Source organism: Rhizobium sp. WYJ-E13, from assembly GCF_018987265.1.
Taxonomy (GTDB): Bacteria; Pseudomonadota; Alphaproteobacteria; order Rhizobiales; family Rhizobiaceae; genus Rhizobium.
This window is the reverse complement of sequence record NZ_CP076854.1, coordinates 1,173,832-1,197,131: the sequence shown is the minus strand read 5'-3', so window position 1 is coordinate 1,197,131 and position 23,300 is coordinate 1,173,832. Positions and strand designations below refer to the sequence as shown.

General features: G+C 60.5%; 24 protein-coding genes. 13 read left to right on the top strand and 11 right to left on the bottom strand.

Annotated features, from left to right (window positions below):
• The 3 genes from KQ933_RS27015 to KQ933_RS27005 form a co-directional block, all read right to left on the bottom strand.
• On the bottom strand, nt 1-1,536 hold the full coding sequence (locus KQ933_RS27015) for a sugar ABC transporter ATP-binding protein (protein ID WP_216759075.1): 1,536 nt from the start codon (nt 1,534-1,536) through the stop codon (nt 1-3).
• A gap of 73 nt (nt 1,537-1,609) precedes the next feature.
• Entirely contained in the window at nt 1,610-2,605 is a 996-nt protein-coding gene (gene rhaS, locus KQ933_RS27010) for a rhamnose ABC transporter substrate-binding protein (protein WP_183725586.1), read from the bottom strand.
• Nucleotides 2,606-2,652: 47 nt separating this feature from the next.
• Nucleotides 2,653-3,465 carry a DeoR/GlpR family DNA-binding transcription regulator gene (locus KQ933_RS27005; RefSeq protein ID WP_216759074.1) on the bottom strand — a complete coding sequence of 271 codons (813 nt, stop codon included), beginning with the start codon at nt 3,463-3,465 and terminating at the stop codon, nt 2,653-2,655.
• A 196-nt stretch (nt 3,466-3,661) separates the two neighbouring features.
• Here KQ933_RS27005 and KQ933_RS27000 point away from each other — a divergent pair, with 196 nt between their 5' ends.
• Both KQ933_RS27000 and rhaI read left to right on the top strand, forming a co-directional pair.
• Nucleotides 3,662-5,758: a bifunctional rhamnulose-1-phosphate aldolase/short-chain dehydrogenase gene (locus KQ933_RS27000; RefSeq protein WP_216759073.1), complete on the top strand. Its 2,097-nt coding sequence runs from the start codon at nt 3,662-3,664 to the stop codon at nt 5,756-5,758.
• Between the two features lie 50 nt (nt 5,759-5,808).
• Nucleotides 5,809-7,101 (top strand): L-rhamnose catabolism isomerase, encoded by a 1,293-nt coding sequence (rhaI, locus tag KQ933_RS26995; RefSeq protein ID WP_216759072.1) that lies wholly within the window; start codon nt 5,809-5,811, stop codon nt 7,099-7,101.
• Nucleotides 7,102-7,119: 18 nt separating this feature from the next.
• On the opposite strand, the gene KQ933_RS26990 is transcribed toward rhaI, so the two are convergent.
• The 3 genes from KQ933_RS26990 to KQ933_RS26980 form a co-directional block, all read right to left on the bottom strand.
• The gene (locus tag KQ933_RS26990) at nt 7,120-7,578 is read right to left on the bottom strand and encodes a carboxymuconolactone decarboxylase family protein (RefSeq protein WP_216759071.1); all 459 of its coding nucleotides are present in this window, start codon (nt 7,576-7,578) and stop codon (nt 7,120-7,122) included.
• 222 nt (nt 7,579-7,800) lie between these two features.
• Complete coding sequence (locus tag KQ933_RS26985) at nt 7,801-8,490, bottom strand: RibD family protein (protein WP_216759070.1); 690 nt, start codon at nt 8,488-8,490, stop codon at nt 7,801-7,803.
• 63 nt (nt 8,491-8,553) lie between these two features.
• Nucleotides 8,554-9,216, bottom strand: a complete 663-nt coding sequence (locus KQ933_RS26980; protein WP_216759069.1) for an HAD-IA family hydrolase — start codon at nt 9,214-9,216, stop codon at nt 8,554-8,556.
• A 166-nt stretch (nt 9,217-9,382) separates the two neighbouring features.
• Here KQ933_RS26980 and KQ933_RS26975 point away from each other — a divergent pair, with 166 nt between their 5' ends.
• Entirely contained in the window at nt 9,383-10,252 is an 870-nt protein-coding gene (locus tag KQ933_RS26975) for a sigma-70 family RNA polymerase sigma factor (RefSeq protein ID WP_216759068.1), read from the top strand.
• A 149-nt stretch (nt 10,253-10,401) separates the two neighbouring features.
• On the opposite strand, the gene KQ933_RS26970 is transcribed toward KQ933_RS26975, so the two are convergent.
• Complete coding sequence (locus KQ933_RS26970) at nt 10,402-11,232, bottom strand: IclR family transcriptional regulator (protein WP_216759067.1); 831 nt, start codon at nt 11,230-11,232, stop codon at nt 10,402-10,404.
• A 592-nt stretch (nt 11,233-11,824) separates the two neighbouring features.
• Nucleotides 11,825-12,040: a hypothetical protein gene (locus KQ933_RS26965; RefSeq protein ID WP_216759066.1), complete on the bottom strand. Its 216-nt coding sequence runs from the start codon at nt 12,038-12,040 to the stop codon at nt 11,825-11,827.
• Between the two features lie 130 nt (nt 12,041-12,170).
• Here KQ933_RS26965 and KQ933_RS26960 point away from each other — a divergent pair, with 130 nt between their 5' ends.
• Both KQ933_RS26960 and KQ933_RS26955 read left to right on the top strand, forming a co-directional pair.
• Nucleotides 12,171-12,794, top strand: coding sequence for a TetR/AcrR family transcriptional regulator (locus KQ933_RS26960; RefSeq protein ID WP_216759065.1), 624 nt, complete (start codon nt 12,171-12,173; stop codon nt 12,792-12,794).
• Between the two features lie 88 nt (nt 12,795-12,882).
• Nucleotides 12,883-13,068 (top strand): hypothetical protein, encoded by a 186-nt coding sequence (locus tag KQ933_RS26955; protein ID WP_216759064.1) that lies wholly within the window; start codon nt 12,883-12,885, stop codon nt 13,066-13,068.
• Here KQ933_RS26955 and KQ933_RS26950 read toward each other — a convergent pair.
• Together KQ933_RS26950 and KQ933_RS26945 are read right to left on the bottom strand one after the other, a co-directional pair.
• Nucleotides 13,065-13,505, bottom strand: a complete 441-nt coding sequence (locus KQ933_RS26950; RefSeq protein ID WP_216759063.1) for a DUF1810 domain-containing protein — start codon at nt 13,503-13,505, stop codon at nt 13,065-13,067. The two genes, KQ933_RS26955 and KQ933_RS26950, sit on opposite strands and share 4 nt — an antisense overlap.
• Nucleotides 13,506-13,579: 74 nt before the next feature.
• Entirely contained in the window at nt 13,580-13,873 is a 294-nt protein-coding gene (locus KQ933_RS26945) for a hypothetical protein (RefSeq protein WP_216760828.1), read from the bottom strand.
• 273 nt (nt 13,874-14,146) lie between these two features.
• Between KQ933_RS26945 and KQ933_RS26940 the strand changes: the two genes are divergently transcribed.
• Nucleotides 14,147-15,517, top strand: coding sequence for an amidase (locus KQ933_RS26940; RefSeq protein WP_216759062.1), 1,371 nt, complete (start codon nt 14,147-14,149; stop codon nt 15,515-15,517).
• 60 nt (nt 15,518-15,577) lie between these two features.
• Nucleotides 15,578-16,438: a sugar phosphate isomerase/epimerase gene (locus KQ933_RS26935; protein WP_216759061.1), complete on the top strand. Its 861-nt coding sequence runs from the start codon at nt 15,578-15,580 to the stop codon at nt 16,436-16,438.
• On the opposite strand, the gene KQ933_RS26930 is transcribed toward KQ933_RS26935, so the two are convergent.
• On the bottom strand, nt 16,435-17,325 hold the full coding sequence (locus tag KQ933_RS26930) for a helix-turn-helix domain-containing protein (protein WP_216759060.1): 891 nt from the start codon (nt 17,323-17,325) through the stop codon (nt 16,435-16,437). The genes KQ933_RS26935 and KQ933_RS26930 overlap by 4 nt on opposite strands.
• A 116-nt stretch (nt 17,326-17,441) precedes the next feature.
• On the opposite strand from KQ933_RS26930, the gene pobA reads away from it, so the two are divergent.
• The 6 genes from pobA (at nt 17,442) to KQ933_RS26900 (ending at nt 23,273) form a co-directional block, all read left to right on the top strand.
• Complete coding sequence (pobA, locus tag KQ933_RS26925; protein WP_216759059.1) at nt 17,442-18,614, top strand: 4-hydroxybenzoate 3-monooxygenase; 1,173 nt, start codon at nt 17,442-17,444, stop codon at nt 18,612-18,614.
• Nucleotides 18,615-18,681: 67 nt separating this feature from the next.
• Nucleotides 18,682-19,854, top strand: a complete 1,173-nt coding sequence (locus KQ933_RS26920) for an ABC transporter substrate-binding protein (RefSeq protein ID WP_216759058.1) — start codon at nt 18,682-18,684, stop codon at nt 19,852-19,854.
• A 96-nt stretch (nt 19,855-19,950) separates the two neighbouring features.
• On the top strand, nt 19,951-20,814 hold the full coding sequence (locus KQ933_RS26915) for a branched-chain amino acid ABC transporter permease (RefSeq protein WP_216759057.1): 864 nt from the start codon (nt 19,951-19,953) through the stop codon (nt 20,812-20,814).
• On the top strand, nt 20,811-21,815 hold the full coding sequence (locus KQ933_RS26910; protein WP_216759056.1) for a branched-chain amino acid ABC transporter permease: 1,005 nt from the start codon (nt 20,811-20,813) through the stop codon (nt 21,813-21,815). The genes KQ933_RS26915 and KQ933_RS26910 overlap by 4 nt, the downstream gene beginning before the upstream one ends.
• Entirely contained in the window at nt 21,812-22,576 is a 765-nt protein-coding gene (locus KQ933_RS26905; RefSeq protein ID WP_216759055.1) for an ABC transporter ATP-binding protein, read from the top strand. Before KQ933_RS26910 ends, KQ933_RS26905 begins: the two co-directional genes overlap by 4 nt.
• On the top strand, nt 22,557-23,273 hold the full coding sequence (locus tag KQ933_RS26900; protein WP_216759054.1) for an ABC transporter ATP-binding protein: 717 nt from the start codon (nt 22,557-22,559) through the stop codon (nt 23,271-23,273). Before KQ933_RS26905 ends, KQ933_RS26900 begins: the two co-directional genes overlap by 20 nt.
• Nucleotides 23,274-23,300: the final 27 nt, after the last annotated feature.

Sequence of the window (23,300 nt, the reverse complement as noted above, 5' to 3'; positions counted from 1 at the left end):
TCATGCATTTCCGGTCGCCGCGCGCACCAGCGCTTCCGGCGAAAGCTGATCGCGTTCGAAGAGCCCTGCCGACAGGCCCTCCTTCATGACGAGCACACGGTCCGACATGCCGATAATCTCAGGCAGTTCGGAGGAGATCATGATGATGGAGAGGCCTTCAGCGGCAAGCTCGCTGATGAAGCCGTGGACGGCAGCCTTCGAGCCGATGTCGATACCTTTGGTCGGTTCATCGAGGATGATGACCTTGGGCATGGTCGCAAGCCACTTGCCGATGACGACCTTCTGCTGGTTACCGCCTGACAGAGTGCCGACCGGCACGGACAGGGCGGCAGCACGCAGGTCCAGCCGCTCGGCATATTTGCGGGCGAGCGCGAATTCTTCCGCCGCCTTCAGGAAGCCCTTGCGCGAGGTGCGCGCCAGAGAGGGAAGCGTCATGTTCTGGTAGATCGGCATCGGCAGCGCCAGGCCGTGACGGCCGCGCTCTTCCGGCACGTAGACGATACCGGCGCGGATGGCGTCATGCGGAGAATTGATCGAAATCTCCCGGCCTTCAAGTGACAGCCTGCCGGAGAGCGGCCTGGTGATGCCGAAGAGCGATTGGGCGAGCTCCGAGCGCCCGGCGCCAATCAGGCCGTAAATGCCGAGGATCTCACCCTTGCGCAGCGTCAGCGAAATATCGCGGAATTCGGTGCGATGGCTGTATTTCTCGACCTCGAGAATCGGGCCGCCGATCGCCACATCGATCTTCGGGAAGGCGTTTTCGACATCACGGCCGACCATCATGCGGACGATTTCGTCCTGCGGCGTTTCCTTGAGCCTCCCATGCCCAACGGCGCGCCCGTCGCGGAAGACGACGTAATTGTCGGCGATCTCGTAGAGCTCGTCGAACTTGTGGCTGATGAAGAGGATGGCCTTGCCGCTTGCCTTCAGGCCCTCGACGATGCGGAAGAGGTCGTCGATCTCCCTGCGTGACAGGGCAGCAGTCGGTTCGTCCATGATGACGATGCGGGCCTCGATCGACAAGGCGCGAGCGATCGCCACGAGATGGCGCTGCGCAATCGAGAGGTCCTTCAGGCGGATCGTCGGATCGATATTGCTTTCGAGCGAGGTCAGCAGCGTTCTTGCGCGGCTGTTCATCTCGCTCCAGTCGATGGTGCGCCAGCGTGTGCGCGGCGCGTGGCCGAGAAAGATGTTTTCAGCGACCGAAAGCTCGTCGAAGAGCACGGTTTCCTGATGGATGGCGGTGACACCGGCATCGATGGCGGCCTGCGCCGTCGCGAAATGCACCGGCTTGCCGTCGACGATGATTTCGCCCTCGTTGGGGCGGTAGATGCCGGTCAGGATCTTGACGAGCGTCGACTTGCCGGCGCCGTTTTCGCCGATCAGTGCCGTCACCTTGCCGGGGTAGAGCGCGATGCTGACATTATCGAGCGCTCTTACGCCCGGAAAGATCTGCGAGATGCCGCGCATTTCGAGAATGGCGGCCGCGTCGTCGGCTTTTGGATCCGTGACGGGATATTGAAGGGCAGGGGTCATCAGCAAGCTCACCACCATCGAAAGAGAAGCCCGGCGGCAAAGCCGCCGGGTGTTCGTTCATGATCTCCGGAAATCAGAAGACCTTGGAGAACTGGTCGATGTTCGAGGCATTGTAGACGAAGGGGTCGGCCATAGCGGCTTCGCCATTGTCGCCAATCTTGATCTTGCCCATGCGGCCGGCTTCGATTTCGCTGCCCGGCTTGCCATCGGCATCACCCTTTGCCAGGTGATAGGCGATCTGCGTTGCGGAATAGCCGAGGTCGATCGGGTTCCAGATTGCGAATTCCTTTGTCGCGCCCGACTTGATCGCCCCAGCCATTTCGGAGGGTAGGCCGAGACCGGTGACGTAGACCTTGCCGACCAGGCCCTTGTCTTCAACGACCTTGGAAGCAGCCAGAACGCCGACCGTCGTCGGAGCGACGATGACCTTGACGTTCGGGTTGGACTTCAGCAGGCCTTCGGCTTCACGATAGGACTTGTCCGAGAGGTCGTCGCCGTAAACTGTGGTGACGAGGTTGAGACCCGGGAAATCCTTGAGCTGCTTCTTCATCTGGTCGATCCAGATGTTCTGGTTGGTCGAGGTCGTGGTGGCCGACAGGATGGCGAAGTCACCCTTGCCGCCGTCGAGATGATCCTTGGCGAGCGTCAGGCACATCTTGCCGATCAACTCGTTGGATGACGGGTTGAGCTGCAGGATGCGGCCTTCCGGAGCAACGCCGGAATCCCAGGAGATGACCTTGATGCCACGCTGGGCAGCCTTCTTCAGAGCCGGAACGACAGCGTCCGGATCGTTTGCCGAGATGGCGATGGCATCAACGCCCTGAGCAATCAGCGAGTTGATGACTTCGATCTGGCCTTCGGCCGTCGTGCTCGTCGGGCCGGTGTAGATCACTTCTACACCGCCGAGTTCCTTGGCTGCTTCCTGAGCGCCCTTGTTGGCAGCGTCGAAGAAGCCGTTGCCGAGCGACTTCACGACGAGGCCGATCTTGATGTCCTTGGCGCTTGCAGCGCCGGCCATCATGGCGACGGCAAAAGCCACGCCGATTGCAAGTGTCTTTGCAAGTTTCATGTCATGTCCTCCCATTAAGATTTAGACTTCCACACCTCGCCGGCGCCTCATGCAACCGACGAGGAATCCTCCTTTGCTGCCTGCGCCGTTGGGCTCGCGACAACGAGCCGGACGCCTGCATTCTCGACCATACGCGCAGCCTCATCGGCGATGCCGTCGTCGGTTATGATTGTCGAAACCCGGTCGAGCGCGCAAAGGATGAGGCTCGACCGGCGATTGAACTTGCTGGAATCGGCCATGACGACCAGCTCGTCGGCCTGATGCATCAGCTTCTGCTCGCTCTGGATGATGAGGGCATCCGCCTCCATGATGCCGAGCGGGCCGACGCCCTGAGCGCCGATGAACATGCGCCGCGCATAGAAATTGCGGATCGCGTCATTATCAAAGGGCGACAGGATCAGGCTCTGCTCGCGATAGATTGCGCCACCCGGTACCGTCACCGAGTTTTTGGAGTGCTTCACCAGATGCTCGGCAATGGCGAAGGAATTGGTCATAACCTGCATGCGATGGCCGGACATATAGTGAACCATCTGGAAAGTGGTTGTGCCGCCGTTGATGATGATGGCATCGCCTGCTTCGCAGAGATCGACGGCCGCACGCGCGATTGAGCGCTTTTTATCGATATTGACGGATTCTGACACCCGGAAGGGGCGACCTGCAAGATTTCCAAGCTGCGGCGGGTGCACAGCCTCCGCGCCGCCACGAACGCGCCGGATCTTGCCCTGCACGTGAAGAGCTGCAATGTCGCGCCTGATTGTCGCTTCAGAAGCCTCCGTCAGCTCGGAAATGTCCTGAATCGTAACGACGGACTTTTCCTGGACAGCGCTCAAGATGATGCGATGGCGTTCGCGTTCGTGCATTGGGCTCCTCCTCTTGTCATATTTATTTCGTATCTGTTAAAGCCTGTCAATCAGGAACGATCATAAATTTTCATATCGCGATGCAACATAATCGAATTTGATCGTTTTCGATTGACAAGCTGCATTTCGATGCGCGATACCGTGACCGAAACGAGCGCTCACCAGAGTGCTTCAAAGCCTTTTATGGGAGGATGGCATGGCGGCACAGGTTCGACTTCTCGACAACCGATGGGATGATGCTTACGCGGCGGGCCTCGATGATCCCGGCAAGCTTCTCTATCGCTCGAATCTGCTCGGTGCCGACAAGCGCATCACCAATTACGGTGGCGGCAATACCTCGGCCAAGGTCATGGAGACCGATCCGCTAAGCGGCGGCAAGGTTCAGGTTCTCTGGGTCAAGGGCTCGGGCGGCGATGTCGGCACGATCAAGCTCGACGGTTTTGCGACGCTTTATCAGGACAAGCTGGAATCGCTGAAAGGCATCTACAGGGGTGTTGAAGACGAAGACCGCATGGTCGGCTTCCTGCCGCATTGCACCTTCAACCTGAACGCCCGTGCCGCTTCGATCGATACGCCGCTGCATGGCTTCGTTCCCTATACGCATGTCGACCACATGCACCCGGATGCGATTATTGCGATTGCTGCCTCCAAGAATTCCAGGGATTTGACCAAGCAGATCTTCGGCGACGCGATCGGTTGGCTGCCCTGGCGCCGTCCGGGCTTCCAGCTCGGCCTTGATCTCGAAGCCTTCGTCAAGGCGAACCCTGACGCAAAGGGCGTCGTGCTCGAAAGCCACGGCCTCTTCACCTGGGCAAACGACGCCAAGGCCTGCTACGAGCTGACGCTCGATATCATCAACAAGGCGATCGAGTGGTTTGCCGGGCAGACCGAAGGCAAGACGATCTTCGGCGGCGCCGTCGTTGAAAGCCTGCCGGTTGCCGAACGTCGCGCCATCGCCGCCCGCCTGATGCCGGAAATTCGGGGACGCATCGGCAAGCAGGAACGCAAGCTTGGCCATTTCGACGATCAGGATGCGGTGCTTGAATTCGTCAATTCGAAGAACCTGCGTCCGCTCGGCGCGCTCGGCACCAGCTGCCCTGACCATTTCCTGCGCACCAAGATCCGCCCGCTCATTATCGATTTCGATCCGGCAAATCCCGATGTCGATGCCATCATCGCCGGCCTCGACAAGGCGCTCGAAGATTACCGTGCGGACTATGCCCGCTACTACAATGCCTGCAAGCGCGACAATTCGCCGGCCATGCGTGACGCCAATCCGGTGATCTTCCTGGTGCCGGGCGTCGGCATGCTCTCATTTGCCCGTGACAAGGCGACGGCTCGCATCGCCAGCGAATTCTATGTCAACGCCATCAACGTGATGCGCGGCTCCTCCACGGTCTCTGAATATCAGGGACTGCCGGAGCAGGAAGCCTTCGACATCGAATACTGGCTGCTGGAAGAGGCCAAGCTGCAGCGCATGCCGAAGCCGAAGAGCCTTGCCGGCAAGGTCGCCTTCGTCACCGGCGGAGCCGGCGGCATTGGCCGCGCAACGGCTGCTCGTCTGGTCGGCGAGGGCGCCTGCGTGGTGTTGGCCGATATCGACCAGGCAGCGCTCGAATCGACGGAAGCCGAATTCGTGAAGAAATACGGGGCCGATGCGGTTCGCACTCTGAAGCTCGACGTCACCAAGGAAGACGGAGTGATTACGTCCTTCGCCGAATCCTGCGTCGAGTTTGGCGGCATCGATATCCTCGTCTCGAATGCAGGCATCGCGTCATCGGCGCCGATCGAAACGACCGAGCTGTCGACCTGGAACCGCAATATCGACATTCTGGCGACCGGCTATTTCCTCGTCTCGCGTGAAGCGTTCCGGCTGTTCCGCCGTCAGGCGCTCGGCGGCAACGTTGTCTTCATCGCGTCGAAGAACGGCCTTGCCGCTTCGCCGGGGGCAGCTGCCTATTGCACTGCAAAGGCTGCCGAAATCCATCTTGCCCGTTGCCTGGCGCTGGAAGGCGCAGATGCCGGCATCCGCGTCAACACCGTCAATCCGGATGCCGTTCTTCGCGGCTCGAAGATCTGGAGCGGCGAATGGCGCGAACAGCGCGCGGCTTCTTCGAAGATCGAGGTCGACGATCTGGAGGAACATTACCGCAAGCGTTCCATGCTGAAGCTGAACGTGTTCCCGGAAGATATCGCCGAGGCCGTCTACTTCCTGGCATCGGACCTTTCGGCCAAGTCGACAGGCAATATTATCAACGTGGACGCTGGCAACGTTCAGAGCTTTACCCGCTGATAGCGAGCGGCGGGCCACGCCCGCCGCAACAGAATTTCTGGGAGGAACAGATGACAGAATCCAGGATTGCGCCGGATCTGGTCGCGGCGGAAAACGACAAGCGCGCTGCGGCCTTGAAAGCCGACTACGAAGCGCTGGGTGCAACGCTTGCGCGCCGCGGTGTCGATATCGAGGCGATCACCCGCAAGGTGGCGGAGTTCTCCGTCGCCGTCCCCTCCTGGGGCGTGGGCACCGGCGGCACGCGCTTTGCCCGTTTCCCCGGAACGGGCGAGCCGCGCGGCATTTTCGACAAGCTCGACGATTGCGCCGTCATCAACGAGCTGACACGGGCGACCCCCACTGTTTCCCTGCATATTCCCTGGGACAAGACCGATGCGAAGGAGCTGAAGGCAAAGGGCGATGCGCTCGGTCTCGGCTTCGACGCGATGAATTCCAATACCTTCTCGGACGCACCCGGCCAGAAGCTGACCTATAAATATGGTTCGCTCAGCCACACCGATGCGGCGACCCGCCGGCAGGCGATCGAGCATAACATTGAATGCATCGAGATCGGCAAGGCGATCGGTTCCAAGGCGCTCACCGTCTGGATCGGCGACGGCTCCAACTTCCCCGGCCAGAGCAATTTCACCAAGGCGTTCGAGCGTTACCTCGCCTCGATGGCAGATATCTACAAGGCGCTACCGGACGATTGGAGGCTCTTCTCCGAACATAAGATGTACGAGCCGGCGTTCTATTCGACCATCGTACAGGATTGGGGCACCAACTACCTGATCGCCCAGACGCTCGGCCCCAAGGCGCATTGCCTTGTCGACCTTGGCCATCACGCACCGAACACCAACATCGAGATGATCGTCGCCCGCCTGATCCAGTTTGGCAAGCTCGGCGGCTTCCACTTCAACGACTCGAAATATGGCGACGATGATCTCGATGCCGGTGCGATCGAGCCCTATCGCCTGTTCCTCGTTTTCAACGAGTTGGTCGATGCCGAACAGCGCGGCGTGAGTGATTTCCATCCGGCTCACATGATCGACCAGTCTCACAATGTGACGGACCCGATCGAAAGCCTGATCAACAGCGCCAACGAAATCCGCCGTGCCTATGCCCAGGCCCTGATCGTCGACCGCAAGGCGCTCGATGGTTACCAGCAGGATAACGATGCGCTGATGGCTTCCGAGACTCTGAAGCGCGCTTACCGCGCCGATGTCGAACCGATCCTGGCCGAAGCCCGCCGCCGCGCCGGCGGCGCGATCGATCCAGTCGCTACCTTCCGCGCCAGTGGCTACCGCAGAAAAGTCGCCGCCGAGCGCCCGGCTTCGGTCTCCGGCGGCGGCGGCATCATCTAAGCACGGGGAAGCCGTGGGTCACGGCTTCCATTTCCCCGCAATCTGCCGGGTGGCGACGTTCAGCCGGTTCCAGACATTGATATTGGCAATCGCGATGACGAGGGCCGCAAGGCTCTTGCCGTCGCAGTGGCGGGTGCATTCGTCCCAGACCTCGTCAGATACCGGATCGGCGCGGTCGCTGAGGCGGGTGACGGCCTCGGTCAGGGCAAGTGCTGCGCGTTCGGCATCGCTGTAATAGGGAGCCTCGCGCCAGCCTGCGACGACGAAGAGCCGCTCGTCGGTCTCCCCATGTTTGCGGGCGATGCGCCAATGCCCATCGATACAGACGCTGCAGCCGTTGATCTGGCTGGCGCGCAGATAGATGATTTCCAGAAATCCCGGCGCAAGTCCGGCCGCAGCAGGCACTTTACCGAGAGCATTCAGTGCCTGCATGGCTTCCGGGATGACGAGGGCTGGATTTCCCATTCTCTCTTGCATGTTCAATCTCCTGATTGCGTGTTTCCCTTGACGCAGGGCCGGCATGTCGCCGGCTTTCGTTCGTCATAGGTTTGACGGATCAGGATGAGGCAATGTGACGAGAACAGAAGAAAAAGATGGGAAGCAAAACGACTGTCGACTGCTCGGTCAAAGCCGCCATCGCCGACCTGCTTCGTGCTATCGCTGGTCGGGCCCGCATACCTGCACTGTCCATCATGCCCGTTAGGCGTGGACCTTATAGCGCAGGGTGACAGCACCATTGCCCATCGTCTCGGCCGATATCAGTGAGAGCTGCGTCTTGCCCGCCAGTCCTCCGTCAAAGGTGACGACAGGCTGGCCGCCGCTGCCATCCAGCGCCGGAGCGATGAGCAGATGGAACTCGTCGATCAGCCCGGCGGCAAAGAAGGCGCCGTTGATCGCGGCTCCGCCCTCCAGCAGCAGCTTGCGGATGCCGAGTTCCTTGTCCAGCACCTCGAGCGCTGCGGGTAGGTCGATTTCGGCGGAAGGCGAGACTATGTAGGAGATGCCGTCGGCGGCAAGCTCCGCAAGATGCGTATCCGGCACCCCGTTGCCGAGGATGACGACGATATGGTCGCCATCGATCTCCGGTCGCGTGAAATGCAGTTTGCCCAAGGTGTCGAGGGCAATCGCGTAGCTGTTTGCCACGCGATCGGCAAAATGGTTCGGCCGCTCCACAGCACCGGCCGATTTCGGCGGATGCGGTTCTCCCTTCGCCATTTCGGCCATCGTCACGCGCCCGACGATCCAGGCGTCCCCCTGCAGCTCTTCATGGATCCTCTGATAGAGCGCAGACCATTCCTTGCGGCTGCCATCAGGGCTTTCTGTCCACTTGCTCGGATGCAGACCGCCGTCGAGCGACGACATCATTAGGCAGACGATTTCCGGCTTCATGGCAATTCCTTTCAAGCGGGTGCGGCAAACCGATCAAAACTTGGCCGATCAGAGCTTGGCCGATCAAAGCTTGATCGAGAGGTGGCCGCTGTCGGCAATGAGAACGGTCGCATCGGCATAATGTTCGATTTCGGGATAGCCTTGCAGCGAATGTTTGTGGCCGGCGGCCGTGACGACCATGATATCGGCTCCGGCTGCCGCTCCTGCCTTCACGCCGGCTTCGACGTCTTCGAAGACCAGGCATTCACGCGTGGAAAAGCCGAGCTTCTCGGCGCCGAGGATGTAGCATTGCGGGTCAGGCTTGCCGACGGTCACATCCTCGGCCGTCACGATGGCCCGCGGCATCGGCAAGCCGGCTGCCTCGAGCCGGCGCTCAGCAAGGCGACGCGGAGAGGAGGTGACGATCGTCCACCGGTTCGGTGGGAGCAACGCCAGAAAATCTGCAGCACCCGGAAGTGCCACGACGCCGTCGACATCGCGGATTTCGTCTTCAGTAATCTCAGCTGCTTCCGCCTCGGCGTCGATATCAGGAAGGTTCAGCCGCCTGATCGTGTCGATACCGCGCGATCCATGCATGGTCGGCAGGAACTTTTCGACATCGAGCCCGTGCCGCTCGGCCCAGCGTCCCCAGACGCGCTCTGCTGACGCAGTCGAGCTCAGGATCGTGCCGTCCATGTCGAACAGGAAGGCGGCATATTGTTTTGAACTATCAAATCGGAAGGACATAGTGAAACACCATAGGGAGGGATCTGCGCGCCATCAGCCAATGAAAAATGCGGCAGGTCAAGTCGCCGGAGAAATTTCGCGGGGGCTTGATGCGACATTGCTCCTGTCACATCGTCCGGCTTCCGTTCGTCATGGTCTTTGACATGACGGGATGAGGAGTGGACCAATGAACGAGAAAAATTGGCTGGCCGATGAATTCGAGGCGAACCGGACGCATCTGCGGGCCGTCGCCTTCCGCATGCTCGGTTCGCGTACGGAAGCGGAGGATGCGGTGCAGGAAGCGTGGCTGCGCCTCACGCGGTCGGACAGGTCTGGCGTCGACAATCTCGCCGGCTGGCTGACGACGGTCGTGGCGCGCATCTGCCTGGACATGCTGCGCTCACGCAAGACGCGACGCGAAGAGCCGCTGGAGTTGCCGGCGCATGGCGCAATCGCCGATATTGCCAGCAATCCGGAGCGCGAGGCAGCCTTTGCCGATTCGGTTGGCATAGCCGTACTTGTCGTGCTGCAAACGCTCTCGCCTGCAGAGCGTGTCGCCTTCGTGCTGCATGACATGTTCGATCTTCCCTTCGAGGAGATCGCCACGATCATCGGTCGCAGCGCTGCCGCCACCCGGCAGCTTGCGAGCCGTGCGCGACGCAGGGTCAGCGGGCAGGCTGAAACGCCTGAGGTCGATCTGGCTCGCAAACGCAGCATTGCGGAAGCTTTTATTGCTGCCTCTCGCAAGGGCGACTTGGAAGGGCTGATAGCCTTGCTCGCGCCGGACGCCGTCTTCCGGCCGGATGCGACCGCCGCCCGCACTGGCGGGGTTGTTCCGCTTCGTGGCGTGGATGCCGTGGCCAAAATGTTCAAGGGAAGGGCGCAGTCCGCCGAAGTCGCGCTTGTGGATGGCGAGGTCGGCCTCATCATCCGCGTCCAGGGCGAGCTTCGTGTTGTCCTGTCCCTCAGCTTCCATGGAGACAGAATCTCGGCCATCGATGCGATTGCCGATGCCGATCATCTTAGCGAAATTGGCTATTCGGCCTTCGAAAGCTGAGCGATCTCAAATTGGTAAATTTCGACCAGGCGGTTCTTGAAGAGCTCGCCTGCTCGAGAGGCTGCCGGATCCCGCAAGGCCAAAACTGCCTGGAAATATCACCGTCGAAATCGAGGCGATCGTCGCGCTTAAAGACTGTGACAGGCTCTTTAGTGACCGCGCCAGCCCATCAGCCTTTCGATGCGTTCCGCAGAGCTGCGCACCTGCCTGGTATAATGGCTCTCGTCTGAAAAGGCCTTTTGTTCCGGCAGGACGATGGAGATGGTGGCGACGCATTGGCCCTCACGATCGCAGATCGGCGAGGCGATGCAGGCGACGGCATAGTCGGATTCACCGGCCTGGATCGACAGGCGCGCTTCGAAGGCCTTGCCGGCGGATTGCGATAGTGTAGCGGGATCGATCTCGGCGCGTCCGGTCGGCGAGGAGCGGGCGCAGCGCTTGAAGAGCTCGACGCGCTCGTCTTCCTGCAGGTGGCCGACCAGCAGGCGACCGGAGGCCGTCCAGTTGAGCGGTACGCGGGTGCCGACACGCGAGGCGACCTGGAAATGGCTGGGGCCATCGGCCATGGCGAGCACCAGCATGTAATCGCCGTCACGACCGCAGACCTGAACGGTCTCGCCGGCCTGCCGGCAAAGGTCGTGCATTTCATGTGTGGCAACGCTCATGAAGTCGAGCGAGCGGGCATAGGCAAGGCCATAATGGTAAAGCCGCGAGCCGAGCCAGATCGAACCGTCGGACTGTCGCGTCAGCATGTTCTTTTCGACGAGATCGTCGACGATGACATAGACGGTCGAAAGCGGCGCCTTCACAGCTTTCGCAATGGCGTAGACGCCGGCCGGGGATCCCGTCTCGTAAAGATGGTCGATCACCTGCAGCGCGCGGTCGATACCGCTGACACGCGCGCGGCGGCTACCCTTGGTGCCGGTCTCTTCGGCCGGGCTTCCATCTTCGGAGATTGCGGGTGATGTGTTTCCGTCCAACTCAACGTACCTCTTATGCTATACGAGCCTGTTACATTACTATGGCATAGCTGCTTGCGAAGCAAATCGCAAAATCTTGCGAGCTTACGGAAATGCCTGATAGCGGCCCAGCGGATACCGCTTTCAAGCGGCGCAGGTTGAGGTGGCTAAAGAACTTGGGGTCAAATGCCGAATACGGCGCAGGCATTGGCCATCGCTCTAAATTGCAACGGCACAAAGAGCCGTAGGCAGGAACAACAAGGCCCAGCCCGAGTTCTTGACCTATCAGAGCTGATATTTGCTGATCGGATGCGGGCTATGTCTCCGGCCTAGCATGCGGCCAGCGATGGCAAGTCGGAGTCTGCGGCTTGCAAAGCCACCGCCGGTGAACATTGTCATGATGACGGCGTCACCGGCGGCGAGCGTTCTATCGTCTTGGGAGACATAGTCATAATCGGTTGGATGTTTAAAAAACTCGCAACTCCGGAATGCCGGAGACGTGAAGCGCCCAACCAACCATGTTGCAAGGGCTGCCGCCTGTTGATAGCGGCAGCCCGTCTGGGGCAGGGCTTAACCCCAGTGCCGATCGGGCCTTGTAAGGCCAGCGGTCAGATCAGCCGAAGCAGGGCATCGCCGGCAGATTGGCGCGGCTGGCAAAGGACCCGATCATATCGCTCGCCGTGGAGGTACGCGGCTCGCGTTTGCGGGCGGCCGTCTCGAGGAGTTGCTTGAAGTCGTCAAGCTTCACGCCGTCGGCGCGCAGCACCATGGCGATCAGCGGGTCGCGAAGGGCTTCGGAAATGGTCAAATCTTCTCTGGTCTTTCTCATGGTGCAGTCCTCCTTTCGTGGGCGGTCGCCCGTGTTCCACTCCCGCTGCCAAGCGCTCTTGGCATTGACTTCCGCGAAGAGTGGTGTTACCGGTAAGTAACAATACATTTGTTACCGATCGGTCACATCGATGTCAAGGACTTCGTCCGCGAAAAAATCAGAAACATTGAACGAAATCTCCGCAGCCGTTTCAGATGATCGAATCCCGCCGCGGGAGCGTATCGTTTCGACGGCTTCGGAGCTTTTCCGCGAGCGCGGCATTCGCGGCATTGGCGTCGATGCCATCGCCGATGCTGCCTCCACCAACAAGATGACCCTCTACCGGCATTTCGGCTCCAAGGATGAACTGGTCTGCGAGACACTGCGCCGCGCCTCCGACAAGGCCGAGAAGATCTGGCGCGATCTCGAAGCTGCCCATCCTGGTGATGCGCGCGCCCAGCTGCTTGCCTGGGTCGAAGATCGGGCTCACTGTCTGAACGGCGAGCCAGCAGGTTGCGATCTCGCCAATGCCGCCATCGAATTGAAGGGCGAAGGCCATCCGGCGCACGAGCTGATCGAGCGCCACAAGGCCATGCAGCGCAACCGGCTCGCGGCTCTTTGCGTGGCTGCCGGTGCACGTGAGCCGGAACTTCTTGCCGACACGCTGACGCTGTTGCTCGAGGGCGCGCGCGTCACCCGTCAAGCCATGACGGATGGCGGCTGTTCCTGCCATTTCGAAAAAGCGTGCAACGTGGCGATCTCCGCCTTCGGCTGATCCCCACGCGACCAAGGTGCTCAGTCTTGGGAACCTTGGAGGTGCATGGCCGTTATTCTGCTGATCTGGGAGCAATCTGGAGGCAGAGATGAATTACGCTTATCTCCGGCGGCTATATGCCAGACGTGCCGAGCTTGAAGCCAAGCTCGAACTCTACGACGCACGTTACTGCTTCGGCGAAGAGGAAGTGGACGATGGTACGGAAAACGATCTGAAACAGCGCCTCGAAGAAATCACCAAGGAGATTGCGGCGCTGGAGCGCTCGCCGGCTTAATTATTACCGGCGCTCAGAATCGAAATTGTCCGTTCGTCGAATTTTCCATCGTAGAAACGCTCGATTGCCTTGTGAAAGGGCGAGCCGTGGTCGCTGACCGCAGCAAAGAGCGTCATGGACGAGCGCAGCTTCAGATCATCGGGTGCGCCCATAATATCGTGGGCGCTGCGATCGTTAATAGAGATGATCGCCTCGACACAGCGCAAAAGTCTGCTGCCGAGGATTGGGTCGGCGAGATAGGCTGACGCTTCCTCCGCGGAGCGAATGGCATATTTCTCCGCCATGGAAGACGTCCCAAGACCGGCGATCTGTGGGAAAATGAACCACATCCAGTGGGAGCGCTTGCGGCCGGTTTTCAGCTCGGTAAGAGCCTGTTCGTATATGCCGTTCTGCGCTTCGATGAAGCGGTGGAGGTCGTAGTCTACGTCACCGGCCATGGCTCTTTCCCTTTTCTATGCTTCTTATGCACGTCAGACGAAAGATTTCCATGCCCGGCAAAAATCGCTGGTTCTCAGCAGACCTTGTCTGCGTAGGGGCTTGTTTCACGGCAATGGCCGTAGCGCTGGTGATGTGGCACCAGACTATCACCTGGAGGTGCTTTTTCTTCAATAGCCGAGGTCGTCATCGGATCGGTCGCTGATGTCTGTGCCGACGGTGCCGTGAAGCCTACAAAGCTCAGCAGTACGAGGGCGCCCACGACAACGATCCGCTCCAGGACCGAGAGCTTCTGCGCGCTGACGTGGTCGGCGTAGTCGCGTTCAGCTTCGCCGTAGCTCACGTCCTCCTTCACATGCTGGTGCACCATATCCTGGTGACCGGAGGTCCAAGTTTCAGATTGTGTCATTTCAAGTCTCCTGCAATGCACTGGGATGCGGCTTGGAAAGGCAAGCTAATGGCGCGCCTATCCGCTTCCCGCGTGCAGCACCGCATGTGTGTCTTAATTGCGATAAATTGAAGAGGGCTAATTCAAACTCAGTGTTCACAAAATCGTACCAATCGTCGTGAAAAGCCGTGCAAGGGCTGGTCCTGCGAAATGATAGGCGGTAAATCCTGTGTGATATCCACAGGACTCTCCCCCATGGCCCTTACTTTCGGCGCGATGTCGATCGCTCAGCTTTCCCTCATCATCCAGAGCGGAAAGGCTGATCCTGTTGACGTCGCAGAGGCGATCTTCGACGGCATCGAGCAATATGCCGACAAGGCGGTCTTTACCGTATTGTTGCGCGAGCGAGCATTGCGGGAAGCCCACGCTTCCTCGAAGCGTATCCGCGACGGCCGTTCGCTCGGTGCGCTCGACGGCATTCCGATCGCCTGGAAAGATCTTTTTGACATCGAAGGCATGGCAACCACGGCTGGTTCGGTGGTACTGGCTGCCGATGCGCCCGCTAAAAGGGACGCTGCCGTCGTCACCACGCTCAAGAATGCCGGCATGCTGGCGATCGGCCGTACCAATATGAGCGAGTTCGCTTTCTCCGGCCTCGGCATCAATCCGCATTATGGGACGCCGGAAAATCCTCACAGCAGGGACGAACCGCGTATTCCCGGTGGGTCGTCTTCCGGCGCGGGCGTCGCCGTTGCCGCAGGCCTTGTGCCGGTTGCGATGGGCACGGATACCGGCGGTTCGGTGCGTATTCCTGCCGCCCTGAACGGCATCGTCGGCTACAAGGCGACGCGCGGACGCTATGCCATGGAAGGCGTCTATCCGCTGGCAACGAGCCTCGATTCCCTCGGCCCGCTCTGCCGTTCCGTGCAGGATGCCATCTGGGTCGATGCCGCCATGCGCGGTCTGACCGCGCCGACCATTGCTTGGCAGTCCCTGAAAGGCATCGAGATCGTAACACCGCGGAACGTCGTGTTCGACGGTCTGGGTGCTGGCGTCGCCGAAGCCTTCGAAGGCGGTGTGAAGCGGCTGCGCGCTGCCGGTGCGCTTGTCAGCCCGCTCGAAATCCCGGCTTTCGACGAGATCCTTGCGCTGATGGCAAAACATGGAGCTCTCGTGACCGCCGAAGCCTTCGCCCTCCATCGCGAACGACTTGCAGGGCCGGAGGCTGCGCGCATGGATCATCGTGTCGTCATGCGCACTCGTCTTGGCGAGAAGACCAGCATGCCCGACTATATCGCCATTCTTGCTGCGCGTGCCCGACTGATCGCCGATACGGAGCGTCTGATCGGCAATCGCCTGATCGCCTTCCCCTCGGTTGCCCATGTCGCACCGCCGATCGCCGCACTGGAGCGCGACGACGAGCTCTTCGTTGCCACAAATGGCAAGACGTTGCGCAATACGGCGCTCGGCAATTTTCTGGACTGGTGTGGCGTTTCCATTCCCTGCGGAAAGGGTGAGGCGGATATGCCGGTTGGTTTCCTTCTGTCGGCCCCGGCTAACCGGGATGACGCAATGCTCGCGGTTTCTCTGGCGGCAGAAGCGATCATTCGCGGCGACCGGATTTAGCGTTGCGGGCTTGAAGCCGCACGCCATTCTTGCCAGAGTGCAAAAGGGAGGAGATGAAAGATGCAGGCTTTGCAGAATGGCCGGTTTGCGGTTTCCACATGGTCGCTTCACCGGATGCTGGGTGCAACCCACCCCTATAGTCCCGATCCGCAGAAAAGCGCGACACGCCAGGAGCCCTATGGGCCAGGCACCGTCAGCCTGCTCGAAGTGCCGGGCATGCTCGCCGAACGCGAACTTGGCCGGCTAGAGGTCTGCTCGTTCCATCTGCCGAGCCTGGATGCCTCTTATCTCGCCGAATTTCGCGATGCGCTTAAGGCCTCCAACATTCTCTTCCAGACGCTGCTCGTCGAGGATGGCGATCCCAGCAACGGTGAGACGGCGGAACGTGACACAGGCTGGATTGCCGGTTGGATCGATATCGCAAAGAAGCTCGGCGCCGAGCGCATCCGCGTCATCGCCGGCAAGCAGGCGCCTAACGAGGAGAACCTTGCGCGTTCCGCGCGGCATCTGAAGTGGCTGGCCCGGCAAGCGGAGGGAAGCGGCGTGCGCGTTGTCACCGAAAACTGGTTCGCCCTTCTGCCCTCACCGAGGGAAGTGAACTGGCTGCTTGATGAACTCGACGGCAAGATCGGTCTCAATGGCGACCTCGGAAACTGGGCGGCGCCGGCGAAATATGAAGGGCTGGCGAATATCATGCGCCGGGCCGAAATCTGCCATGCCAAGGCCGATTACAATGCCTCCGGACTTGATGCCGCAGATTACCGTCATTGCCTGGAAATGTGCGAAAAGGCTGGTTACGCCGGACCCTACACGCTGATCTACGACTCGCCGTTCTTTGCGGATGAGTGGGATGGCATCCTGCTGCAAAAGCGCTTCATCGAGGACTTCCTTGAGGACGTCCCGGCGCGCCGCACAGCCTAGGCTCGTTCAAGCCTGTTCTTCGCTCGCTTGCGCCAATCCTTGGGGGTCTCGCCGGCGTGCTTGAGGAAGAAGCGGGAGAAATAGGCCGGGTCGGCAAAGCCAAGCCGATAGCTGACCTCCTGAACGTTCGCGAGCGTGAAAACGAGCTCGCGCTTGGCTTCGTCGACGAGTTTGCCGGCGATCAGGTCGTGAGCCGTCTTTCCGGTCATCGATCGGACTATACGATTGAGATGGGTCGGCGAAATGCCGATTTCCCTGGCATAGAATGAGGCAGGTCTGTGCGAACGGAAATGCTGCTGGATGAGGCCAGTCAGGTGCTCCATCCGCCGTTCGTTTTCATCGGTGGGGAACTGGCTGATATCCTCCTGATAGGAAATTCTCGCCGTCAGCCGCAGCGCCAATGCGGCATAGGAGGCGAGAAGCTCGCTGCGGCCGCTGCGGTTGTTGCGATATTCATCGCCGAGCCGCCTCAGGCTCTGCATGAGATAGGCGGCGTCGGGATCATCAGGATCGAGCGCTATGAGATGCGGCACAGCAAGCCATTCGCCGAGCCGGCTGCGGTCTCCGGGAGGGTGGCTGAGATTGGCGCTCAGCATCGTGATGACCAAGCCATCGATATCCTTCGAAAAGCGGAAACCGTGCTCCAACCCGGGAGGAACCGTGACGACTGCCGGCGGCTGGATGCTCTGGCTGCGCTCCCCGAAAATGGCATCGCCCGCGCCGGCGTCGATGTATAATATCTGAAAGAAACTCGCGTGCCGGTGCAGCTTGATCTCCCAATGGTGAAGGCTGCTGCGCGAGGGAATTGTTTCGCAATGCAGCCAGAAATCGGGTTCCTTGCCCGATGCCTCGCCGTAGAGTTCATAGGTCGGCACATGTCTCGTCATGGGTTTCCTCCCGTTCCCATGTTCGTTTTGTGCAATTTTTCGGTGGGAAAGTCCATTGCCGCATGAGAGGTAGCAGGTCAGAATCTGGCAAAAGACAAATTGCGGGGAGGAAGCAATTGCGCACCCAAATCGCCATCATCGGCTCGGGGCCATCAGGCCTGCTGCTCGGTCAGTTGTTGACCGGCGCTGGGATCGACAATGTCATCCTCGATCGCGTAGGCAAGGATTATATCCTCGGGCGCGTTCGCGCCGGCGTTCTGGAAGAAGGCACGGTCCGCCTGCTGGAAGAGGCGAAGTCCGCTAAGCGCCTGCACGCCGAAGGCTTGCCGCATGATGGTTTTTCGCTGGCTTTCGACGGGCGCGATCACCGCATCGATCTCCATGGCTTGACCGGCGGTAAACGCGTGACCGTCTACGGCCAGACCGAAGTGACGCGTGACCTGATGATCGAGCGGGAGGCAAGCGGCGCCGTGACGATCTACGACGCTGCCAATGTGACGCCGCACGACTTCGATGGCAGCACACCCTACGTTACTTACGAGAAGGGCGACGTCACCCACCGCATCGACTGCGATTTCATCGCCGGCTGTGACGGCTTCCACGGCGCAAGCCGCAAGGCGGTTCCGGAAAAGGCAATCAGAACCTTCGAGAAGGTCTATCCCTTCGGCTGGCTTGGCCTGCTTGCCGATGTCGCCCCTGTCAATCATGAGCTCATCTACGCCAACCATCCGCGCGGCTTTGCGCTCTGTTCAATGCGTTCGGCGACCCGCAGCCGTTATTACATCCAGTGTTCGCTGGAGGAAAAGGCCGCGGACTGGAGTGACGACCGTTTCTGGGACGAACTGCGCCGCCGCTTGCCAGCCCATCACGCCGAGGCGCTGAAGACTGCGCCTTCCTTCGAAAAGTCGATTGCGCCGCTGCGCTCCTTCGTGGCCGAGCCCATGCGTTTCGGGCGCATGTTCCTGGTCGGCGATGCCGCCCATATCGTGCCGCCGACCGGTGCCAAGGGGCTGAACCTTGCCGCCAGCGACGTGCATTATCTGTTCGGAGGCTTGAGCGAGTTCTACGGTGATCGCTCCAGTGCCGGGGTAGACGCCTATTCGCAGAAGGCGCTCGCCCGTGTGTGGAAGGCCGTGCGTTTCTCTTGGTGGATGACGACGATGATGCATCGTTTCCCGGATACGGATGATTTCGACCAGAAGATCCAGGAAGCGGAACTCGACTATCTCACCCATTCCCGCGCCGCCTCGACTGCGCTTGCGGAGAACTACGTCGGATTGCCGTTCTGACGGAATGATTTAAGACCGGTGCAGTGCCATGGAGGGCGGCACCTTGATAGAGGGAGGATCTCACATCATGAAAAAGCTCGTTATGGCCGCGGTCGCGGCGCTGCTCTTCGGCGGAACTGCCTATGCCGATACGATCAAGGTCGGCGTGATCGGGCCCTTCTCCGGTCCGTTTGCCCTGCAGGGCAAGAACTTCAAAGCCGGCATCGACGCCTATATGGCACTGAACGGCAACAAGGTCGGCAATGATACGGTCGAGGTCGTCTATCGCGACGTGCCGCAGGCCGATCCGGCCCAGTCCAAGGCGCTCGCGCAGGAGTTGATCGTCAAGGAAAAGGTGCAGTATCTCGCCGGCTTCTATTTCACGCCGGATGCGATGGCCGTGACGCCGATCCTCAAGCAGGGTAATGTGCCGATGGTGATCATGAACGCTGCGACCTCGGCGATCGTCACCAAGAGCCCGCTCGTCGTGCGTACCTCCTTCACCACCTGGCAGACCTCGACGCCGATCGCCAAGGTCGCCTTCGATTCCGGCGTCAAGAAGGTGATCTCTGTCGTCAGCGACTACGGCCCGGGCGTCGATGCCGAAAATGCCTTCAAGGCCGGTTTTGAAAAGGCCGGCGGTCAGGTGGTCGAGGCGATCCGCATGCCGCTTGCGACCAACGATTTCAGCCCGATCATGCAGCGCATAAAGGATTCTGGCGCGCAGGGCGTCTTCGCCTTCCTACCGTCCGGTCCGACGACGCTCGGCTTCGTCAAGGCTTACAACGAAAACGGCCTGAAGGCTGCCGGCATCAAGTTCTTCGCGCCTGGCGACCTGACCCAGGAATCCGACCTGCCGGCGCTCGGCGATGCAGCACTCGGCATCCAGACGACGTTTCACTATGCGGTGTCGCATGACTCGCCGGAAAACAAGGCTTTCGTCGATGCGGCAACCAAGGCGATCGGCAACAAGGCCGAGCTCTCCTTCCCGGCCGTCAGCGCCTATGACGGCATGTATGTCATCTACAAGATGATCGATGCGACGGGTGGCAAGCAGGATGCACAGAAGGCGGTCGATGCGGTCAAGGGTCTCTCGTGGGTCAGCCCCCGCGGCCCGGTTTCCATCGATCCGGAAAGCCGCCACATCACGCAGAACATCTATCTGCGCGAAGTCGCCAAGGCCGGTGATGGGACCTACATCAACAAGGAAGTTCAGACCTTCGAAAAGCAGGGCGATCCGGGCCTTGCGGCCGCCAAGTAACAGGCCACTGACTTCGAAAGAGACATGCGACGGACCCGGCGGGGATCTTCCGCCGGCTTCCCTCGGGGGTCTGCCGCATCAAAGCAGGGTAGTTCCATGCAGACAGTCTTCAGCATAGCCGTGGATGCGCTTGCCTATGGCATGGTGCTCTTCGTCATATCGATCGGCCTTTCGGTGACGATGGGTTTGATGCGTGTCGTCAACCTGGCGCATGGTGCCTTCGCGATGATTGGCGGTTATGTGGCGTCTTATGTCGCCCGCGATCTGGGGCTTGGTTATACAGTCGCAATCGCTGCCGCCGTTGCAGCAACGATCATCATCGCCATTCCAATCGAGCGCTTCTTCTATCGGCGCATCTATGGCGCGCCGGAACTGACGCAAGTCTTGATGACGATCGGTATTACTTTCTGTGTCATCGGCATCGCCAACTACCTCATGGGACCGACGCTGAAGACCATTCCGCTTGCCGAGGCGCTGCAGGGGGCGGCCGATCTTGGCTTTCGCACTATTCCCGTGCATCGGCTCTTTGCCATCGTCTGCGGTCTGGCCGTCGCCCTCGGCCTCTGGTTCGTGATCGACAGGACGAGTTTCGGTGTGAAGCTGCGTGCCTCGGTCGATAATGCACCGATGGCTGCAGCTCTCGGCGTGCGCACCGAGATCATCTATGCCGTGAGTTTCGGCGTTGCAGTCGGCCTTGCCGCATTTGGCGGGGTCGTCGGTGCCGAATTGCTGCCGGTCGAGCCCTATTATGCGCTGCGCTACATGGTGACCTTCCTCGTCGTCGTTTCGGTCGGCGGTGCGGGTTCCATTCCGGGCGCGCTGATCGCCTGCCTGCTGCTTGGCGCGATCGATACGACAGGACGTTATCTCATGCCGGAATTCGGCGAATTCTTCTTCTATCTCGCGGTTATCGCCATCATCTGCATCTTCCCGCGCGGCCTTGCCGGGAGGGCGAAATGACGCTCGCCATGCATGATAAAGAAATTTTGGTGCAGCGCCGCCGCAGTGCCCTCAGCCGCGATCTCTCGGGCATTGCCGTCATCATCGCCGCCGCTATCGTCGGCTATTTCGCCTTTCCAGACAATCTGGCGCTCTTGACCCGCATCATCGCCATTGCGCTTCTAGTCTTGTCGCTCGATCTCGTTCCCGGCTATGCCGGCATCGCCACCCTCGGCCATGCCGCGCTCTTCGGCTCCGGCGCCTATGCGGCCGGTATTGTCTCGGCCCATTACGGCATCAACGATCCGCTGCTGATGACGCTTGCCGGCATTTTCGGCGGGGCGATCGCCGGCCTCATCTGCGGTGCCGTCATTCTTCGCGCCCATGGCCTGCCGCAACTCGTATTGTCGATTGCGCTCATCAACCTCTTCCACGAATTCGCCAACAAGGCGTCCTCCTGGACGGGCGGCAGCGACGGTCTGTCGGGCATTTCGCCTGATCCGATTTTCGGCATGTTCGAATTCGACCTCTACGGCCACACGGCCTATGTCTTCGGCATCGCTCTGCTGTTGATCGTCTTCGTGCTGCTGCGCCTGCTCGTGCGCTCGCCTTTCGGCATGCTGTGCCGCGGCATCAAGGAGGATCCGCTGCGCATCCGCGCCATGGGCGCCTCGCCGAAAGCGGCGCTTGCGAAAATGTATGTGCTGTCCGGCGCGGTTGCTGGTGTCGGCGGCGCCTTGAACGCGATTTCCACCCAGGTCGTCGGTCTCGACAGCCTCTCCTTTACCCAATCGGCGGAAGCGCTGGTGATGCTGGTGCTCGGCGGCACGGGCTCGCTGTTTGGTGCACTGTCGGGCACTGTTATCTTCATGCTTTTCGAGGATTATGTCTCGGCCGCCAATCCTTTCCACTGGCTGACGATGATCGGTGCCTTGCTGATTGCGGTCGTACTCTTTGCACCCAAGGGGCTTTACGGCACCGCGGCTGCCCTCGTCGCCCGCCGCAAGGAGGCCCGTCCATGAGCGCCGTTTTCGAAGTCGCCCATCTGAAGAAGGCCTTCGGCGGTCTGGCGGTCACCAACGATGTCTCGCTCTCCATGTCGCCTGGCGACCGCATCGCGCTGATCGGCCCGAACGGGGCCGGCAAGACGACCTTCGTCAATCTTGTTACCGGCAATCTGGCGCCCGATTCCGGCGAAGTGCGCCTTGCCGGCGAGATGGTGACGAAAGTGGATGCGATTGGTCGGGTGAGACGAGGGCTCGTGCGTTCATTCCAGGTCACTCGCTTGTTCCAGGACATGACGCCTGCCGAGCATGTCGCGCTTGCCGTCTTGCGCCGGAAGGGGCGAACCGGGCGCCTCATCGGTAATTTTCTGGCCATGCCTGATGTCATGGCCGAGGTCGACGAGTTGCTCGACAAGCTTGGCCTTGGACCGCTGATGCATCGCAAGGTCGCCGAAATCGCCTATGGCCAACAACGGCTTCTGGAAATCGCGCTGGCGCTTGCACTCAAGCCCAAGGTACTGTTGCTCGACGAACCTGCAGCCGGCGTACCGCAAAGCGACACAGGTCGTATCGAACAGGCGCTGGCCGATCTTCCGGCCGATCTCGCCGTCTTGATGATCGAACATGACATGGACCTCGTTTTCCGCTTCGCCAAACGCGTCATCGTGCTTGCGGCCGGCGCTATCATCTTTGATGGCGCGCCGGCCGAGGTGACGAAGGATGCACGTGTCCGTGAGGCCTATCTGGGGAGCTATGCCAATGCCAGCCATGTCGCTTGAGGTTGAAAATCTCTCTTCCGGCTACGGTCCGACAAAAGTGCTCGAAGGCATCACCTTCTCGGTGCCCTCTGGCTGTCGCCTCGCCGTGCTCGGCCGAAACGGGATGGGCAAGACGACGCTGCTCGCAACGCTCGCGGGCCAGACGAAACGTTATGAGGGGCGCATCCGGCTCGGCGAAACCGATCTGACCGATGCGCCGAGCGCAACGCGCGCGCATCGCGGTCTCGGCTATGTGCCGCAGGCACGCTGTATCTTCCCGACCCTGACGGTCGAGGAGAATCTGTTCGTCGGCCTCAAGGGGCGCCCGAAGACGGCGCTGGAGGAAGCTTATGCGATGTTTCCGCGGCTGAAGGAGCGACGCAAGAACCTCGGCAACCAGCTCTCGGGCGGCGAGCAGCAAATGCTCTCGACGGCCCGCACCATTCTCGGCCGCCCATCCGTGCTGCTGCTTGACGAACCGCTGGAAGGATTGGCGCCCGTCATCTGCGAGGAATTGATGGCCGCCTTTACCGAGCTTGCCAAGGCTGGCGACATGACCATCCTGCTTGTGGAGCAGCGCATCCAGAGCGCCCTCGATTTCGCCGATCGCGTCATTATCCTGGAGCGCGGCCGGATTGCCTGGAGCGGCACGCCGTCGGAATTGTCAGCCGATCACGATGCCGTGGAGCGTTTCCTCGGGGTCGGCGGATTGCACTGACTGAAACCTGGCGAAAGGGACGGACCC